Here is a 17632-nt window from a genome sequence, read left to right on the forward strand (position 1 = left end):
ATTATTTTTTTCTGATGATCAATAGGCCATCACGCACTGGCAGGATGAATTTTTCCACCTGTGTGTTAACGGTTATTAGTTCATTTAGTTTGCGGATATTATCGGTATCGGCATCTTTGTCGGCGCCAAACACCTTTCCTTTCCACAAAACGTTATCAATTATTATTAAGCCTCCTGGCCTTACTTTATCAATTATTAACTCAAAGTACTTAAAATTATTTCGTTTATCCGCATCAATAAATACCAGGTCGATGTTATTGAGCTCTAAATCAGCTATTACAGCCTCTGCTGCGCCAAAATGAAGTTTTACTTTTTTATCCACATTTGTTGATTTAAAATGTGAATTAAGCATTTCCTCAAACTCGCGGTTAACTTCAATGGTATGTAAAATGCCATCATCAGCCAAACCTTCGGCCAGGCAAATGGCCGAGTATCCGGTGAACGTCCCGATCTCTAAAATAAGCTTTGGCTGTATCATTTTGCTGAGCATACTCAGCACCCGGCCCTGGTAATGGCCCGATAGCATGTGCGGTTTAAGCACCTTCAGGTAAGTATCCCGGTTTATTTTTTGCAACGCCGCGGGCTCCGGGTCGCAATGGTTATCAAGGTAAGCCTGCAAGGCCGGATCAAGGATCTCCATGGCTGCAAAGGTACGGAAATTATTTTTGACCGCGATTTCGATAGTTATGGTGACACCATTTTGACACCAATCAAAAACGCAAACATTTGATTATAAATTAATTACAATAATCGCGCTGGTTGTGCAATCGTGAACGTGAACAAAACTGTAAAATCGACAATTAAAAACCCCCATCATAAGCAGGGCATCAGGCAATCCTTTAATCAGGCTAATTATGCTTCAGAAACTCTTGCTCATCCAACTCTGCAGCAGTATCACTGCCGATATTGTATCCACCAACTCTTTATTTTGTCTTGCTTTTTTACCCATGCCGCTTTGGGCGATGGTGGCTGATGCCATTTTGGATGTGAAGCGTTCATCAAACATTTCTACCGGGATCTCGGGGAAAGTTTTTTTAAGCAGGTTGGCAAACCCCTTTACATGTATGGCCGATTGTGATGGCGTATTGTCCATTTGCTTGGGTTCGCCAACAATAAAGCGCTCCACAGGTTCGGTTTGCAGGTATTTTTTCAGGTAATCGATAATTTTTAGCGGGTGAATGGTATCCAGCCCTGTAGCGATGATCTGCATCGGGTCGGTAACGGCAATGCCTATTCGCTTGGTGCCATAGTCGAAAGCCATGATCCTCATAGTAGATGTGAGATTTTAGATATGAGATGTGAGATAATTTGCATGGCTTAACGGCTAATTTATAAGACTCTCAAAGATAGATTAATCCCGGGCCAGTCTCAAATCTCAAGTCTCGTATCTCACATCTATTTTAGCCCTGTCTCAAATCTCATATCTAAAATCTCACATCTAATTTTTACCTTGCACCAAATGCAGTTTAAGGATATTATAGGGCAAGGGGCAATTAAGCAAAGGTTGATCACATCGGTAAACGAGAACAGGGTGAGCCACGCGCAGTTGTTTTTGGGTCCCGAGGGTGCGGGTGGTTTAGCGTTGGCCGTCGCTTACGCGCAGTATTTATCGTGCGAGGATAAGCAGACGGATGACTCGTGCGGGGTATGTTCGTCATGCCGCAAGTATCAAAAACTAATGCACCCCGACCTGCATTTTTCGTACCCAACCTTTGGTACTCCCAAAGAAACATCACTCGACTTTATTGAACAATGGCGCGATGCTTTTTTAACTAATACTTACCTAAGTTTAGATATTTGGCGCGGTTATGTAGATTCGGGCAATAAACAGGCAAATATCAATATCGCCGAGTGCCATCAGATCATCAAAAAGCTTAGCTTTAAACCCTTCGAGTCGGTGTACAAGGTATTGATTCTTTGGCTTCCGGAGTTTTTAGACAAGCAGGGAAATGCCCTTTTAAAGGTGATAGAGGAGCCGCAGCCTAATACACTGTTCTTATTGGTAGCCCAAAACCAGGACCAGATATTGAACACCATCCTGTCGCGCACGCAACTCATCAAAATACCTTGCTTAAATTACGAGGATATTAAAGGCGAGCTGATGAATAAGCATCATCAAACAGAAGCAGCGGCATCAGAAATTGCTTACCTGAGCAACGGCAATATGACCGAAGCCCTAACCATGCTGCAGCACGATACCAAAAGCTACCACACCTTATTTGTGCAGTGGCTGCGTTTGTGTTTTGGGAATAAGGGGCTGGAAATTTTAAGCTTTGTTGACCAGATGGCTAAAATGGGCCGCGAAAACCAAAAGAACTTTTTACGCTATGGTACAAGCTTTATCCGCGAATGTACGCTTCTGCGTGCCGGCGCCGAACGCATTGTGAAACTGCCCGAACAGGAGATGGAAACGGCCAAAAAAATGTCGGCGGTTATCAATAACGCCATGGCGCAGGCCATTATAACCGAGCTTGAAAAGGCTCATTATCATATAGAACGTAATGCTAACCCTAAAATCTTGTTTTTAGACGTATCTTTACAAATTATAAAAGTTCTAAATTTGAAAACTGTCCCTGCGGGGAATCATTATATACCGAATTAATTATGGGATGCGGAAGTTGCTCAACAGGCGGCGGTTGTTCGCCTGCAGGCTGCAAAAGTAATGGCTCGTGCCTTACAAATGGTTGCAGCAAATTAGATGTACACGATTGGCTATCGCATATGGATATGCCGACTAACTATAAGCCTTACTCAATAATCGAAGTAAAATTCAAGGGTTCGCGTAAGGAGTTTTATCATAACAACGATAACATTTACCTGGAAGCCGGCGACCTGGTAGCGGTAGAAACCACTACAGGCGGCTACGATATTGGCCACGTTTCTATCACCGGCGAACTGGTGCGCATGCAAATGACCAAGCGCCACGTAAAGGAAGCCGATGTGGTTAAAAAGATCTATCGCCGAGCTACGGTTGCCGATGTTGACAAGTGGAAACTTGCCAAGGATATGGAATGGGAAACCATGCACAAATCGCGCACGCTGGCACTGGAGCTAAACTTATCTATGAAGATAAGCGATGTAGATTACCAAGGTGATAAAACCAAAGCCACCTTTTATTATACTGCCGAAGGCCGTGTGGATTTCAGGGAGCTGATCAAAAAAATGGCCGAGAGTTTCCGCATCCGTATCGAGATGCGCCAGATAGGCATGCGCCAGGAAGCAAGCCGCCTTGGTGGTATTGGCTCATGCGGCCGCGAACTTTGCTGCAGCACCTGGTTAACCGATTTTAAAACTGTTTCTACCTCTGCGGCACGTTACCAAAATCTATCATTAAACACGCTTAAACTGGCCGGGCAATGCGGTAAATTAAAGTGTTGCCTTAACTACGAGTTGGATACTTACATGGATGCGCTGAAGCATATCCCTGATAATGTGAACGTGCTGAGGACTGAAAAGGGTGATGCCCGCCTGCAAAAAACCGATATTTTTAAAAAGATAATGTGGTTTAGCTACCCGCGCGAAGAAGCCTGGGTACCTATGCCTATTGCCAAAGTAAAAGAGATACAGCAACAAAACCGTGAGGGTATTATCCCTGCCGATTTGGGCGAAATTGTTGAGATAGAAACCAAACCGGTAAAAGTATTGGATTACGAGAACGTTGTTGGCCAGGATAGCCTTACCCGCCTTGACGATCGCCGCAATGCCAATCGTAATAACAACGGCAATAATAATAACCGTAATAAAAATAGCAAGAACCGCAATCGCAACCAGCAAGGCGGAAATAGGCCTGATGGTACGCAGGCAGGCCCAAGGCCCGATGGCAACCGCCAGCAGCAACAGCAAGGTGGTAACCGCCCCGAGGGCCAAAGGCCGGAAGGCGGAAACAGACCCGAAGGTGGCGGCAATCGCCCGCAGGGCAACAGGCCCGAGGGTAACCGCCAGCAAAATCAACAAGGCGGCAACCGCCCCGATGGGCAGGAAGCCAGGCCAAGGCCTGAAGGTGGTGGCAACCGCAATAATAATAGGCGCAATAATCGTCCGCGGCCAAATAACAACCAATCATCTAACGATAACCCCACCAGGCCGGAATAATGCGAGCATTTAAATTTATTTTTGGTGTATTGGTTGCTTTTGGGATTTTCGGGGCACAAGGCTGTTCTGACCCAAACGCGATAATTGATCAGAATGCCGAGATAAGCAATCATAACTGGTCGTACGTTAACCGGGTAAAATTTGATGTTAAGATAGATGATATCAGCGTGCCATATAACCTTTACTTTAATGTAAGGGTAAGCGGCAGTTACAAGTACTCCAATATTTTCGCGCTGTTAATGCAAACATCCCCCGGCAAAAAAACGCATACTACCCGCTACGAGTTTAAACTTGCCAATAAAGACGGCGAATGGCTGGGCAGCGGCAGTGGTAATTTATACAGCTACCAATTGCCTTTGCGTACCAAGTACAAGTTTCCCGCTAAAGGTATCTACCATTTTGAAATTGAGCAGAACATGCGCGATAACCCACTCCACGAGGTTATTGACGCCGGTTTAAGGGTAGAGAAAGCTCAATAGCATCTACAATAAAATAATTAAAACCCTAAATAATTCTGCTTGTAGTTTATGTACACTAAATACTTAATTATGAAAAAGTTATTTGTTTATTTATTTACCGTGCTGGCAATTTCCATAGCATCTTGCAAAGGCAGTTCAACAAGTAATAGCACTGATACATCTGCTGCGGATTCTGGCCAGGCACATGTTGGCAACGAGGCTCCTGCGGATAGTAATAAATACCCAACTACACCTACAGAAACCGGCGGGAAGGATAGCAGCGGGAATGGGTCTGGTACTACAAATACTCCAAAAGATACATTAAAGAGCAATCCATAAATTACTAAACATTTTATTTTAATACTAAAATTACTACATTCGTTTTGCTAATATTTTTATCAAAATGGATGCTATTATTTTATGTGCCGCTTTAGTTGTATTGTTAATTGCCGTTTTTTTATTTATAAAACGGCCGGCAGCAAACGGTATTTCTGCGGATGAGGTTTCGCAATTAAGATCTGATAACGACTCCCTAAAAATAGCGGTAGCTAAAGCCGAAGAAAAGGCAGCGGGCATTTTTACCGAAAAAGAAAACCTTACCAAACATTTTAAAGATGAGCAAAGCCGACTGTTAGACGAGCTTTTATACGAGCGTACACAACTGGCCCAGGCTAATCAGTCGTTAGAATCATCGCGTACATATTTTAAAGCCCAGCAGGAAAAACTGGCCGAGCAAAAAGAAGAAATTGAGCAAACCCGCAAGCATTTTCAACGGGAATTTGAAAACATCGCTGAAAAATTATTGAAGGAAAAATCACGGGAGTTTACGGATGTGAATCGGCTAAGTATCGACACTATTTTAAACCCGCTAAAAGAAAATATAAAAGCTTTTGAAGATAAGGTAGATAAGGTTTACAACATGGAAGCCGCTGAACGTAATACCCTTAAGGGTGTAATAACGCAGTTGATGGACCTGAACAAACTGATCAGTACCGAAGCATCAAACCTTACCAAGGCTTTAAAAGGCGATAACAAAAAGCAGGGCAATTGGGGTGAGGTAATATTAGAAAAGGTTTTAGAGCGCAGCGGCCTGGTGCGCGACAGGGAATACCGCGTACAAGCCAGCCTGAACCACACAGATGGCAGCAGGCTGCAACCCGACGTAATTATTGACCTTCCGGATGATAAACATTTAATAATTGATTCTAAGGTGTCGCTGATAGCTTACGAGCGTTTGGTGAATTGCGAAACTGAAGAAGAACGAAAGCTTTATTCAAAAGCGCATGTAGAATCGTTACGGAACCATGTGCATGGGCTATCCTCCAAAAATTATCACGACCTGTACCAGGTAAACTCTCCCGATTTTGTTTTACTTTTTGTGCCGATTGAATCCTCATTCAGTTTTGCCGTGCAGTTGGATGCCGACCTGTTTAGCGATGCCTGGGATAAACGGGTGGTAATTGTTAGCCCAAGTACCTTACTGGCCACTCTGCGCACTATAGCCAGCATATGGAAACAGGAACGCCAAAACCGCAACGTATTGGAAATTGCCCGCCTCAGCGGAAGTATGTACGATAAGTTTGTAGGCTTTATGGCCGATATGGAAAATATCGGCAAAAACATCAACCAAACACAATCGGTTTATAACAGTGCTTTTAATAAACTGGTTGATGGGAATGGTAATTTAACCAAAACGGCCGAAAAAATAAAAGGCTTGGGTGCTAAGGCCAATAAGCAGTTGGATGGTAAGTATCTTGACGAAAGCCCCCTTAACCTCCTGAAGGGGGAACCGAATTTAACTTCTTTGTAAGAATTGCTTTTAAAAGCTCCCCCTTCAGGGGGCTGGGGGGCTAAACGCATTCCAACCCTGCGCCTTTAATTCATGCAAATTGCCCGATTTTGTAATTAAGCTGCAACCCTCATTGGGTTCGGTAATGTAACCGATAATAGAGAAATCCATTTTATGTTTAATCTTATCGTAATCGGCTTGTTTAACGGTGAAAAGCAGTTCGTAATCTTCGCCGCCACTTAGCGCACACACGGTTGGGTCCAAGCCAAACTCGCGGGCAGTTTCGTAAGTCATTGGGTCGATAGGAATTTTTTCTTCGTATAATTTACAGCCTTTGTTGCTCTGTTTGCAAATGTGTAATATCTCTGACGCCAAACCATCGGATACATCTATCATGGCTGTGGGTTTAACACTTAACTCTTTTAAAAGGTCAATAATATCTTTACGCGCTTCGGGTTTTAATTGGCGTTCAACTATATAATCTTTACCTTCCAGGTCTGGCTGGATATTAGGGTTTTCTATATAAACCAGTTTCTCTCGCTCTAATAACTGTAGCCCGGTATATGCACCACCTAAATCGCCTGATACGCATATCAGGTCACCTTCTTCGGCGGTGTTGCGGTAAACTACATCCTTTTCATCGGCATAACCAATAGAAGTTATACTGATAACCAATCCCTGTTTTGACGCGCTGGTATCACCACCAACTATATCCACATTATAGTTACCGCAAGCCAGGTAAATGCCTTCGTAGAGTTCTTCAATGGCCTCTAACGGAAATTTACTACTCATACCAATAGAAACCGTAATTTGGCTGGCCGTACCATTCATTGCATAAATATCGCTCAGGTTAACCTGTACAGCTTTGTAACCCAAATGTTTAAGTGGGGTATAAGCCAGATCGAAATGGATCCCTTCTAAAAGCAGGTCGGTAGATATCAGGGTTTTCTTTTCTTCAAAATTCAATACCGCGGCATCGTCTCCAACACCCTTTATTGTGCTTTTTTGAGTAAGGATTATGTTTTTAGTGAGGTGGCTTATCAGGCCAAACTCTCCAAGATTTTCTATATTGGTTTTCTCTTCTTTCTCGAACATAATATTTTTTTATAAACCTAAACTTGCCGATATCTCCAGCATCCTTTCAATAGGTTTTACAGCTTTTTCTATAATATGTGCCGGTACTTCAATTTCGGGCATTTCATTTTTTAAACACAGGTACAGCTTTTCAAGTGTATTGCGTTTCATGTGCGGGCAATCGTTACATGCACAGGTGTTATTTGGCGGCGCCGGGATAAATGTTTTATCCGGGTTATCCTTTTGCATCTGATGTAATATACCTGCTTCGGTAGCTACAATAAATTCCTTTTCGGGACTATTAGTAGCATATTTTAAGATACCAGTAGTAGATCCTATGTAATCTGCCAGTTGCAATATAACTTCCTCACATTCAGGATGCGCCAGTATCTTTGCATTTGGATAGCGTTCCTTCAGTTTAGTTATTTTTTCTCTACTGAAAATCTCGTGTACCATACAGGCGCCGTTCCAAAGTACTAAATCTCGACCTGTTTTTTTAGCTACCCAGGCACCCAAATTTCTATCCGGGCCAAATATTATCTTCTGTTCCTCTGGCAAGCTTTCCACTATTTGTACCGCATTGCTTGATGTACAAACTATATCGCTTAAAGCCTTCAGTTCAGCAGTACAATTCACATAGGTGATAACCAAATGATCAGGATAATTCTCTTTAAATTTCCTGAATAAATGGGGCGGGCAGCTGTCCGCCAACGAGCATCCTGCCTTCATATCCGGTAACAGAACTTTTTTATTTGGTGATAATATTTTTGCTGTTTCGGCCATGAAGTGTACACCGGCAAAAACAATAATATCTGCATCAGTTTTTGCTGCCTGCTGAGATAGGCCCAGGCTATCGCCAATATAATCGGCAATATCCTGTATATCTCCTTCCTGGTAATAATGCGCCAGTATAACAGCATTTTTCTCTTTTTTAAGTTTTTCTATTTCGGCGAAAAGATCAAGCGACGGATCGATGTACTCGTCTGCAAAACCTTTCACTTTTATTTCTTCGAAGATATCCATTCAACAAATCAATTAATAATAACTCTTTTTTTATATATAAATAAAACTATTGTTATTAAGGTGTTAGTTATGTTTAAAAGTTGTGATACGATTTATATGAAAAGTTGTTTTTCACTATTTACTAACAATTAACAGCATTCTTTATTTTTTTATATTATTGATTTAAAGATTAATATGACAAACAAGTTTTAATTTAAATACTTATTTGTTAATAATTAGCTGCTCAATAAAATGTTAGTTATGATGTAAAATCGTCTTACAAATTGCTCAAAAGTAAACGTAAAAACTGTAAATTTCAGACTTACCAACGTTATGTTTATTTGTTACATTTTTACTTACACAAAGTTAACATCTTTTATACCCCTTATTAACATAAAGGCTAATTTTACACAATACATATACTAAACATGACAAAAACTGTTGATTTTCTGGTTATAGGGTCGGGTATAGCCGGGTTAAGTTTTGCACTAAAAGCTGCAAAGCATGGTAAGGTACTGATAGTTACAAAAGCTAATGAAGATGAAAGTAATACTAAGTATGCCCAGGGTGGTGTTGCGGTTGTTGTTGATAAAAAAGAAGATTCGTTTGAAAAACACATTAATGATACCCTAATTGCGGGTGATGGCCTCTGCGATAGAGAAGTTGTAGAAGCCGTTGTTAAAGAAGGCCCCGAGCGCATCCGCGAGATTATTGATTACGGTACCAACTTTGACATGACCAATGAAGGCATTTATGATCTTGCTAAAGAAGGCGGGCACAGCGAATTTAGGGTATTACATTATAAGGATATTACCGGCTTTGAAATAGAACGTTCGTTATTAGAAGAGATCCATCGCGAACCTAATATTGAGATACTTACTCATTACTTTGCAGTTGACCTGATTACCCAGCACCATTTGGGCGAGTTTGTTGATAAATCATCAGATAATATAAAGTGCTATGGTATATACGCTTTTAATACTGAAAATAACCAGGTAGAAAATATTGAATCAAAAATTACTATAATGGCATCAGGCGGTGCCGGGCACATATATTCGGTAACTACCAATCCTGTTATTGCCACCGGCGATGGCGTAGCTATGGTTTACCGTGCTAAAGGTAAGGTGCGTAACATGGAATTTATCCAGTTCCACCCAACTGCTTTATATAACCCGGGGGAATATCCGTCGTTCCTGATTTCGGAAGCTGTGCGTGGTATGGGTGGTGTTTTAAAACGTACCAATGGCGAAGAATTTATGCAGGAGTACGATGAACGTAAATCATTAGCGCCAAGGGATATCGTAGCAAGAGCTATCGATGCTGAAATAAAAAAATCGGGCGAAGATTTTGTTTACTTGGATATCCGCCATAAAAAGAAGAAAGATATTATCGAACATTTCCCTAATATATATGCCAAATGTTTGGAGATTGGTATTGATATGACACGTGATATGATCCCGGTTGCACCTGCCTGCCATTACATGTGTGGTGGTGTGTTGGTAGATCATCAGGGCCGGTCGTCAATTAAGAGGCTTTATGCTTGCGGCGAATGTTCATCAACCGGTTTGCACGGTGCTAACCGGCTGGCCTCAAATTCATTATTGGAAGCTTTGGTTTTTGCGCATCGTATCTATAAAGACGCTATTGTTGATTTTGCAAGTTTAGAGATCCCAACAAACATCCCTGATTGGAACGAGCATGGTGTACAACTTTCTAACGAGGATATCCTGGTTACCCATAATATCCGCGAGATGCAGAAACTGATGAATGATTACGTAGGTATCGTCCGGTCCGATTTCCGATTGGAAAGAGCCATGCGCCGGCTGCGCTTGCTATACGAAGAAACAGAAGATTTCTATAAAAAAACCAAACTATCAGTTAAGCTTTGTGAACTGCGTAACCTTATCCAGGTAAGTTATTTGGTTGTAAAATCGGCTACTGCAAGGCACGAGAGCAGGGGGTTGCATTATACTACCGATTACCCTGAACATCAGGAAGTATTGGAGGATACAGTTTTTTAATTGAGCGGAAAACGGGATTCGAACCCGCGGCCTTCAGTTTGGGAAACTGATGCTCTACCAACTGAGCTATTTCCGCTTATATTAGCATTCAAACATAAGAAAAGTAAATCAATCACTAATTCACTAATTGAAAAAATCACTAAATAAACTATGCCTGTTATTCTTCCCGTAAAAGATAAATCTCCGCAATGGGGGACGGACTGCTTTATTGCCGAAAATGCTACTATTGTTGGTGATGTGGTAATGGGCAACAATTGTTCCGTGTGGTTTAACGCGATTATCCGTGGAGATGTGCATTATATTAAAATAGGCGATAACACAAACATCCAGGACGGTGCAGTGATCCACGCCACCTATTTAAAAGCGCCAACTAATATTGGTAATAATGTATCTATTGGCCATAACGCAATTGTGCACGGCTGTACGCTGCAAGATAACGTTTTGATAGGTATGGGGGCCATTGTTATGGATGATGCCATAGTGGAAGAATATGTGATAATAGGGGCAGGTTCCGTAGTGCTGGAGAATACCATCTGCGAATCAGGTTACCTATACGCCGGCACACCAGCCAAAAAAATAAAGCCCCTTACCCATGAGCAAAAGGCTTTATTAAATAAGCTGCCGCAAAACTATATTATGTATTCCGGCTGGTTTAAGGAATAACAGGCTCCCTTGGTATATCAATAGGCTCTTCAGCCTCCCAGTTTGGCCTTAATGTAATTTCTTTTTCATACAGCCATATATTTTCGGGCTGTGTTTTGCGCCTTACATTACCACTATCCCAACGACCGTTGCGGTTGCTATCATATATAACCCTTACCTTGTATTTGCCTGTTAAAAAGTTTTTGTAAATAACAGACGTGCTTTTACTGACCGGGTCGCTGCGCATTAATACCTTTTGCTCATCAAGTAATTCTACCACATAACGTTTGCTGGTATCAGGAACAGAAACCTTAAGGGTAAGCATGCTGTAGTTTTCTGGCTTATCCGCTTCAAAACTAATACCTGCACGTTTATTTTTATCACCATATATGTCGGTAACCGCCGCTTCATTTAAAAGCAACTGGTACCTGCCACCCGGCTTAAAACGATATTTTAGGAACAGGTTCCGGGTATTTGCCGTGTCTTTTTGAATGGTAAAGTTTGTTAAACTGGCCGAATCCTGCATTAACACGATCAGCCCGGGCTCAAACGATGCTATTGGTAAATTAGAAGTAATACGTAGATCGGTATTGGGTTTTAATTTGTTATCCCGGTTAATGCTGTATTTAAAATTAAGGTTACGTGCAAAGCTTTCTTTACGGCCTTTTAGCTGGTAAACGGTATCTATCGGTTTGTTATTGTCAAGTATAGCAACACGTAACGAGTCGAAGTCCATATTACGCATATAAATCAAAGCGGTATCCTTGGTTTTACTTATCTCCAATATTTTTTGACTATCAAACGCGGGTGGATATACGACCTTTATAGAAGGATTTTCCAGGCGCTTATTAAATATCATTGAAAAGATACCATCGGGCGTAAATTTCTTTTCCATCAGGCGAAACTTTTCGGGTATCTGCTGGAATAGCGACAACTTGATATTTGATGTGTCTTTGGTAAGATTTATGGTTTTGTTAGAAAACGCGATAAGTTCTTTGTCGTTATCAAAGATCTTATTTGGGCTTGGTTCTTTTAAGGCATAAATCTTATACTCACCATCGTGCAGGTTATTAAGCGAAAAATTGCCCGAGGAATCGGTAGTTGCAAAAATGGTTGGTTTCTTTTTCCCGAATAGTAACGAATCCTGCCTTATCGGGAAGATCATAACTGTAGCTTCTTTTTCTTTTTCCTGCGTGATGCTGTTTATCACAGTTCCCGACATGCTTAACGAATCGATATGCGGACCGGTAGAGAATACATAAGTAAAATTGGGCAGCACGTTGCTTTCATTCACATCCTGTATCGCTTTACCAAAGTTGATAACATAGGTTGTGTTTTTCTGCAGCGTGTCCTTAAAATCAATGATCAGGTTTTTGCGGTCTATCTTATACTCGGCCGGTTTTTCCTGGGCAGGGCTGATGCTAATTTCCTGGTACTGGTTGCTCAGTTTAAAAAATTCATCAAATTCTAATTTTATTTCTTTCGCCGCGAAATTACGGGTCATATTTTCGGGCGTTGCTTTTAATAACTTCGGCGGGGTAAGGTCGCGCGGGCCACCCATGGGCTTTTGTATACTCGCGCAGCCAAAAACGATTAAAGCGACTAATATGAAAAAGAAATTTTTGCTGAAAATAACCGATTTTGGATTTAACATTGTTTTTATGCCCTATAAACGATTTTTATGTTTTGATGAATTGCGATATTAAAAATTAGAAAAAATGCTTTATAAACGATATTTTATAATTTATTGATTGTCAGTTATTTATATATTATCTTGACACATGTACCATCAAAACCGAGACATCCGAAGGGGATACACCCGAAATTCGGGAAGCCTGGCCTAAAGTACGTGGTTTTATTCGCATCAGCTTTTCGCGTGCTTCTTTTGAAAGCGAAACCAATTGGTGGTAGTCAAACTCGGGATTAATTTCCCGGTCTTCCATTTTTTTCATCCTGTCAACAATTTCCAATTCTTTTATAAAGTAACTCTCGTATTTGATTTTTATTTCAGCCTGTTCAACAGTTTCTTTATCATAACCCGACAACTTATCTTGTAATGAGCCATCTATGCGCTTTAGCTCATTAAAACCAATTTGAGGCCGGGTAAGCAAATTAAACAATTTGGCGCTTTGGTTTATTGGCGATGTACCGCTTTCTTCCAGTAATGCATTTACTGCAGATGGATCGATGCTTTTGGTACGTGTAAAGGCAACAATATCGTCGGAGTTTTTGATCTTTTGGTTTACCTTATCCAAACGCTCATCGCTTATTAATCCAAGTTCATGGCCTATTGGGCTCAGCCTGATATCCGCATTATCCTGGCGCAACAATAAGCGGTGTTCGGCCCGTGAGGTAAACATACGGTAAGGCTCTTCTGTGCCTTTTGTTACCAGGTCATCTATTAATACACCAATATATGATTCTGACCTTTTAAGGATCAATTCGTGCTTATCATTTATCTTTTGATGCGCGTTTATACCGGCAATAAATCCCTGTGATGCCGCTTCCTCGTAACCGGTGGTGCCGTTTATCTGCCCTGCAAAATATAAATTACCGATCAGTTTTGTTTCCAGCGTTAAGCCCAACTGGGTAGGCGGGAAAAAATCATATTCGATAGCATACCCCGGGCGGAACATTTTTGCAGTTTCAAAACCCGGTATTTGTGTTAATGCTTTATATTGCACATCCTCGGGCAACGAAGTGGAGAAACCATTTACATAGATCTCGCAAGTGTTCCAGCCTTCCGGTTCAACAAATATCTGGTGTCGGTCGCGCTCGGCAAAACGATTTATTTTATCCTCTATAGAAGGGCAATACCGAGGGCCTAAGCCTTTAATTCGGCCGGTAAACATCGGCGATTTTTCAAATCCTTCTTTTAGCGTTTCGTGTACTTTGGTATTGGTGTAAGTTATCCAGCAACAGCGTTGGTCTTTGGCTAACTCTACATCTGTATAAGAGAAACGACCGCGTTCTTCGTCGCCCCATTGCTCTTCCATTAACGAATAATTTAAGCTCCGTCCATCCACACGGGGAGGGGTGCCTGTTTTCATCCTGCCCGATTCAAAGCCCAGGGTAACCAATTGTTCAGTTAGCCCGGTAGCGGCTTTTTCACCAGTACGGCCACCTCCAAATTTCTTTTCGCCTATATGTATCACACCGTTAAGGAAGGTGCCATTGGTTAACACTACGGCATCTGCTTCAATCTCAACACCTATAGATGTGCGTACTCCGGCAATTGTATTTCCTTTAACTAATAGCGATGTAACCGTATCCTGCCAAAAATCAACGTTTGGTGTCTTTTCCAGTGCAATACGCCACTCCTCGGCAAACCTTGCACGGTCGCTTTGTGCCCGTGGGCTCCACATAGCAGGGCCTTTGCTTAAGTTAAGCATCCTGAACTGCAGAGAAGTTTTATCGGTTATAATACCCGAGTATCCACCTAATGCATCAATCTCGCGCACTATTTGCCCTTTGGCTACACCGCCCATAGCAGGGTTGCAACTCATTTGTGCTATCGTTCCCATATTCATGGTGATGAGCAAAACAGACGAACCTAAATTAGCAGCGGCTGCAGCAGCTTCACAGCCCGCGTGTCCGGCACCAACTACTATTACATTATATTTTTTAAACATATAACCTCCATGTTCCACGTGGAACATTATGTGATTTTTTACTTAGATGTTCCACGTGGAACATTCAAAAAGGAGTAGAGTGCAAATGCGCCCCAAACGCCTTCTAATACTACAAACGGGTAAAAATCAATCAAATACGACGAAAAACAGCAAATCGCAGCTCCTAAAAAGTTCATTCCTGTATAGACGCGGCCTTGGGCCGAAACCTTCTTATACATATTTAATAGGAATGCAATCAATAAAATAATAACCCCAACAGATGCAATTATGTCTGATGTTTTCATCTTATGCTTCTTTAATTTCGCCTAATTCCATCCAGCGCGATGTTTTAGCATCCAGCTGTTTGTTTAAGTAGGTTATCTTATCCGTTAGTTGAGTTAATTCTTTAGGGTCAATATTTATTTTATTTAACGCCTCCGTTGTTTCTAATAACTTATTTTCAATATCGGCAATTTCTTTTTCCAGGCCTTCAAATTCTTTTTCTTCTTTGAAACTAAGCTTGGCTTTCTTAGGTGATTCAACTTGTGAAGGAGCAGCCGTTGCCGGCTTTTTATTTTGCTGTTTGGCTTCTTCCAGTTCTATACGGTACGAGGTGTAATTGCCGTTATAAATAACAACTTTGCCTTGGCCTTCCATTATAAATAGCTGGTCGGTTAGTTTATCAAGCAAATACCTATCGTGCGATACCATAATCAATATTCCCGGGAAGTTTGTTAAAAACTCTTCCAGCACATTTAATGTATCAATATCCAGATCGTTGGTAGGCTCATCCAATATCAAAAAATTAGGATTTTTGATAAGGATACTCATCAGGTGCAGGCGTTTCTTTTCGCCACCACTTAACTTTGATACCATGCCATACTGCTTAACAGGCGGGAACAGGAACAATGTAAGCAATGCTGAAGCAGAAATGAGCTTGCCATCAGCCATCGTAATAAACTCTGCAACATTCTTTACAATATCAATAACGCGCTCGTCTTCCTTAAAACTTAATCCAGCCTGGTTAAAATATCCAATAACGGTAGTTTCGCCTTTAATGATCTCGCCGCTATCAGGCTGCAGGCCATCTGTAATTAAGTTTAATAAAGTTGACTTACCACTACCATTTTTTCCAGCTAAGCCAATACGGTCGCCTTTTTTAAACGTGTAGCTAAAATCTTTTATATAGGTGTTGCCATTAAAGCCTTTGCTTATATGGTGCATCTCCATGATCTTATTACCCTGGCGGGAAACCTTAACGCTTAGTTCAACGTTTTCTTTACCGCCACGGTCTTTCGTTTTGGCTTCCAGGTCGTAAAAGGCGTCTATCCTCGATTTTGATTTAGTACCACGGGCTTTTGGCTGCCTGCGCATCCACTCCAGTTCCTTACGTAATAAGTTGGAGTTTTTTTGAAATGTTGCTTCATCAGAGGCTTCCCTTTCGGCTTTTTTCTCTAAATAGTAACCATAGTTGCCAAAATAAGGGATGATCTTGCCGCGGTCTATTTCCAATATCTCATTACAAACGTTATCCAGGAAGTACCTGTCGTGTGTAACCATCAGGATAGTTTTGCTGCCTTCGGTCAGTAATTTTTCCAGCCACTCAATGGTATCGATATCAAGGTGATTGGTTGGCTCATCTAAAATATATATCTCAGGGTCCTCAATTAACAATTTAGCTAAAGCCAAACGTTTCTTCTGGCCACCTGATAGTGTACTGATGTGCTGGTTAAGGTGATGTATGTCAAGTCTTCCTAAAATTGTTTTAATCTTATATTCATACTCCCAGGCGTCTATCTCGCTCATCTCTTCCATCACTTTATCCATTTCCTTCATGTTATCAGGATCGTTCTCCAACAACTCCTCATAACGGCGGATCAATTGCTGCTGGATATTATCCGCATGAAAAATATAGTCGCTGATACTGATAGCTCCTTTAAAATGCGGATCCTGCTCCAGGTAGCCTACGTTAAGATCTTTACTTTGCGCAACTTTTCCCTCGGTTGGTTTTAACGAACCCGACAGTATTTTTAACAAGGTAGACTTACCAGCTCCATTAATGCCCACTAATGCCACCCTGCGGCCGCGGTTAATGCCAATGGTTAGGTTCTTAAACAACCAATTATCATGAAAGGAGTGGCCTAAATTCTCGGCCGATATATAAGTGCTCACTAAATAGTATGTATTTTATCTGATGTATATATAAAAGTGCCCTTTGCACTTTCTAATGATTTTTTGTACATGGCATGGGCAACGGTAATGCCTTTAATGCTTCTGTATTTTTTTAACCCGCCAACAAGCAACGGATCTATTACTTTAAATATGGCACCGGCCATTTTTTCCAAAATGCTTCTGGTTTGCGCCCGCTCGCCCATCAGCATCGATGGTTGGTAGATATGAAGGGTTTTTAAGTCTAGTTTTTGCAATGCTTCTTCTAACTTGCCCTTTAGTTTAAGGTAAAAGGTGGATGAGTTTTTATCTGCGCCAATAGCAGTTACCACATGAAACTGTTCAACGCCGCTTTGCCGTACTAATTGTGCCAGTCGCAGTGGGTAATCGTAGTCTATTTTCCAGTATGTCTTTTCGTCAGGCGTTTGGTTCTTAGTTGTACCTAAGCAAGAAAAAACGGCGTGGCCGGTAATCGCTGCGGCATGCTTATCCAGCTCATCAAAATCAATTACCAGCTGCGTCAATTTTTGATGTTGTATAGGAAGTTCCTTTCTTACTAAAATTAATACCTCGCTATAGGCAGGGTGTTGCAGCAGTATATTTAGTAAATTACTGCCAATAAGGCCGCTTGCGCCTGCTATAATTGCTTTATATGCCATTAATGGTCAGTTTAACGTGCAAAAATACACATAATTAAATTGTGGAATAAATATTGTATGTTTAAACATGTATTTAATTACATAATATTGGTTTTACACATTAAACATTATTAAA

16 protein-coding genes and 1 tRNA gene are annotated in these 17632 nt (G+C 41.3%); 7 read left to right on the forward strand and 10 right to left on the reverse strand.

Annotated features, from left to right (window positions below; genetic code table 11):
• Nucleotide 1: 1 nt before the first annotated feature.
• Nucleotides 2-640: an O-methyltransferase gene (locus EWM62_RS13355; protein ID WP_129877174.1), complete on the reverse strand. Its 639-nt coding sequence runs from the start codon at nt 638-640 to the stop codon at nt 2-4.
• A 219-nt stretch (nt 641-859) separates the two neighbouring features.
• Complete coding sequence (ruvX, locus tag EWM62_RS13360) at nt 860-1270, reverse strand: Holliday junction resolvase RuvX (protein WP_129877175.1); 411 nt, start codon at nt 1268-1270, stop codon at nt 860-862.
• A gap of 189 nt (nt 1271-1459) precedes the next feature.
• Between ruvX and EWM62_RS13365 the strand changes: the two genes are divergently transcribed.
• The 5 genes from EWM62_RS13365 to EWM62_RS13385 all read left to right on the forward strand — a co-directional run bounded on the left by EWM62_RS13365 (nt 1460) and on the right by EWM62_RS13385 (nt 6360).
• Nucleotides 1460-2602 carry a DNA polymerase III subunit gene (locus tag EWM62_RS13365; protein ID WP_129877176.1) on the forward strand — a complete coding sequence of 381 codons (1143 nt, stop codon included), beginning with the start codon at nt 1460-1462 and terminating at the stop codon, nt 2600-2602.
• 2 nt (nt 2603-2604) lie between these two features.
• Nucleotides 2605-4092: a regulatory iron-sulfur-containing complex subunit RicT gene (gene ricT, locus EWM62_RS13370; RefSeq protein WP_129877177.1), complete on the forward strand. Its 1488-nt coding sequence runs from the start codon at nt 2605-2607 to the stop codon at nt 4090-4092.
• A complete protein-coding gene (locus tag EWM62_RS13375) occupies nt 4092-4571 on the forward strand; it encodes a gliding motility lipoprotein GldH (protein ID WP_129877178.1) in 480 nt (159 codons plus the stop codon). The genes ricT and EWM62_RS13375 overlap by 1 nt, the downstream gene beginning before the upstream one ends.
• Nucleotides 4572-4640: 69 nt before the next feature.
• Nucleotides 4641-4889: a hypothetical protein gene (locus EWM62_RS13380; RefSeq protein ID WP_129877179.1), complete on the forward strand. Its 249-nt coding sequence runs from the start codon at nt 4641-4643 to the stop codon at nt 4887-4889.
• A gap of 64 nt (nt 4890-4953) precedes the next feature.
• A complete protein-coding gene (locus EWM62_RS13385; protein ID WP_129877180.1) occupies nt 4954-6360 on the forward strand; it encodes a DNA recombination protein RmuC in 1407 nt (468 codons plus the stop codon).
• A gap of 24 nt (nt 6361-6384) precedes the next feature.
• On the opposite strand, the gene thiL is transcribed toward EWM62_RS13385, so the two are convergent.
• A complete protein-coding gene (gene thiL / locus EWM62_RS13390) occupies nt 6385-7434 on the reverse strand; it encodes a thiamine-phosphate kinase (RefSeq protein ID WP_129877181.1) in 1050 nt (349 codons plus the stop codon).
• Nucleotides 7435-7443: 9 nt separating this feature from the next.
• Complete coding sequence (gene nadA, locus EWM62_RS13395) at nt 7444-8436, reverse strand: quinolinate synthase NadA (RefSeq protein WP_129877182.1); 993 nt, start codon at nt 8434-8436, stop codon at nt 7444-7446.
• 407 nt (nt 8437-8843) lie between these two features.
• Here nadA and nadB point away from each other — a divergent pair, with 407 nt between their 5' ends.
• Complete coding sequence (gene nadB / locus EWM62_RS13400; protein WP_129877183.1) at nt 8844-10436, forward strand: L-aspartate oxidase; 1593 nt, start codon at nt 8844-8846, stop codon at nt 10434-10436.
• 3 nt (nt 10437-10439) lie between these two features.
• Here nadB and EWM62_RS13405 read toward each other — a convergent pair.
• Nucleotides 10440-10512 (reverse strand) — tRNA-Gly (locus EWM62_RS13405).
• Between the two features lie 74 nt (nt 10513-10586).
• On the opposite strand from EWM62_RS13405, the gene EWM62_RS13410 reads away from it, so the two are divergent.
• Nucleotides 10587-11099: a gamma carbonic anhydrase family protein gene (locus EWM62_RS13410; RefSeq protein ID WP_129877184.1), complete on the forward strand. Its 513-nt coding sequence runs from the start codon at nt 10587-10589 to the stop codon at nt 11097-11099.
• Here the strand turns inward: EWM62_RS13410 and EWM62_RS13415 are convergent.
• The 5 genes from EWM62_RS13415 to EWM62_RS13435 all read right to left on the reverse strand — a co-directional run bounded on the left by EWM62_RS13415 (nt 11089) and on the right by EWM62_RS13435 (nt 17517).
• On the reverse strand, nt 11089-12732 hold the full coding sequence (locus tag EWM62_RS13415) for an Ig-like domain-containing domain (RefSeq protein ID WP_129877185.1): 1644 nt from the start codon (nt 12730-12732) through the stop codon (nt 11089-11091). The genes EWM62_RS13410 and EWM62_RS13415 overlap by 11 nt on opposite strands.
• A 115-nt stretch (nt 12733-12847) precedes the next feature.
• On the reverse strand, nt 12848-14710 hold the full coding sequence (gene mnmG / locus EWM62_RS13420) for a tRNA uridine-5-carboxymethylaminomethyl(34) synthesis enzyme MnmG (RefSeq protein WP_129877500.1): 1863 nt from the start codon (nt 14708-14710) through the stop codon (nt 12848-12850).
• Between the two features lie 38 nt (nt 14711-14748).
• On the reverse strand, nt 14749-14994 hold the full coding sequence (locus EWM62_RS13425; RefSeq protein WP_129877186.1) for a CBU_0592 family membrane protein: 246 nt from the start codon (nt 14992-14994) through the stop codon (nt 14749-14751).
• 1 nt (nt 14995) lies between these two features.
• Nucleotides 14996-16861 (reverse strand): ABC-F family ATP-binding cassette domain-containing protein, encoded by a 1866-nt coding sequence (locus tag EWM62_RS13430; RefSeq protein WP_129877187.1) that lies wholly within the window; start codon nt 16859-16861, stop codon nt 14996-14998.
• Nucleotides 16861-17517, reverse strand: coding sequence for an NAD(P)H-binding protein (locus EWM62_RS13435; RefSeq protein ID WP_129877188.1), 657 nt, complete (start codon nt 17515-17517; stop codon nt 16861-16863). The genes EWM62_RS13430 and EWM62_RS13435 overlap by 1 nt, the downstream gene beginning before the upstream one ends.
• Between the last annotated feature and the right edge of the window lie 115 nt (nt 17518-17632).

The sequence above is a fragment of the Mucilaginibacter terrigena genome, assembly GCF_004168255.1.
Lineage (GTDB): Bacteria > Bacteroidota > Bacteroidia > Sphingobacteriales > Sphingobacteriaceae > Mucilaginibacter > Mucilaginibacter terrigena.

What these genes read in the sequence shown, in the direction of transcription:
- EWM62_RS13355 (WP_129877174.1), bottom strand. Translation starts at nt 640, where the DNA reads ATGGAGATCCTTGATCCGGCCTTGCAGGCTTACCTTGATAACCATTGC.
- ruvX (WP_129877175.1), bottom strand. Translation starts at nt 1,270, where the DNA reads ATGAGGATCATGGCTTTCGACTATGGCACCAAGCGAATAGGCATTGCC.
- EWM62_RS13365 (WP_129877176.1), top strand. Translation starts at nt 1,460, where the DNA reads ATGCAGTTTAAGGATATTATAGGGCAAGGGGCAATTAAGCAAAGGTTG.
- ricT (WP_129877177.1), top strand. Translation starts at nt 2,605, where the DNA reads ATGGGATGCGGAAGTTGCTCAACAGGCGGCGGTTGTTCGCCTGCAGGC.
- EWM62_RS13375 (WP_129877178.1), top strand. Translation starts at nt 4,092, where the DNA reads ATGCGAGCATTTAAATTTATTTTTGGTGTATTGGTTGCTTTTGGGATT.
- EWM62_RS13380 (WP_129877179.1), top strand. Translation starts at nt 4,641, where the DNA reads ATGAAAAAGTTATTTGTTTATTTATTTACCGTGCTGGCAATTTCCATA.
- EWM62_RS13385 (WP_129877180.1), top strand. Translation starts at nt 4,954, where the DNA reads ATGGATGCTATTATTTTATGTGCCGCTTTAGTTGTATTGTTAATTGCC.
- thiL (WP_129877181.1), bottom strand. Translation starts at nt 7,434, where the DNA reads ATGTTCGAGAAAGAAGAGAAAACCAATATAGAAAATCTTGGAGAGTTT.
- nadA (WP_129877182.1), bottom strand. Translation starts at nt 8,436, where the DNA reads ATGGATATCTTCGAAGAAATAAAAGTGAAAGGTTTTGCAGACGAGTAC.
- nadB (WP_129877183.1), top strand. Translation starts at nt 8,844, where the DNA reads ATGACAAAAACTGTTGATTTTCTGGTTATAGGGTCGGGTATAGCCGGG.
- EWM62_RS13410 (WP_129877184.1), top strand. Translation starts at nt 10,587, where the DNA reads ATGCCTGTTATTCTTCCCGTAAAAGATAAATCTCCGCAATGGGGGACG.
- EWM62_RS13415 (WP_129877185.1), bottom strand. Translation starts at nt 12,732, where the DNA reads ATGTTAAATCCAAAATCGGTTATTTTCAGCAAAAATTTCTTTTTCATA.
- mnmG (WP_129877500.1), bottom strand. Translation starts at nt 14,710, where the DNA reads ATGTTTAAAAAATATAATGTAATAGTAGTTGGTGCCGGACACGCGGGC.
- EWM62_RS13425 (WP_129877186.1), bottom strand. Translation starts at nt 14,994, where the DNA reads ATGAAAACATCAGACATAATTGCATCTGTTGGGGTTATTATTTTATTG.
- EWM62_RS13435 (WP_129877188.1), bottom strand. Translation starts at nt 17,517, where the DNA reads ATGGCATATAAAGCAATTATAGCAGGCGCAAGCGGCCTTATTGGCAGT.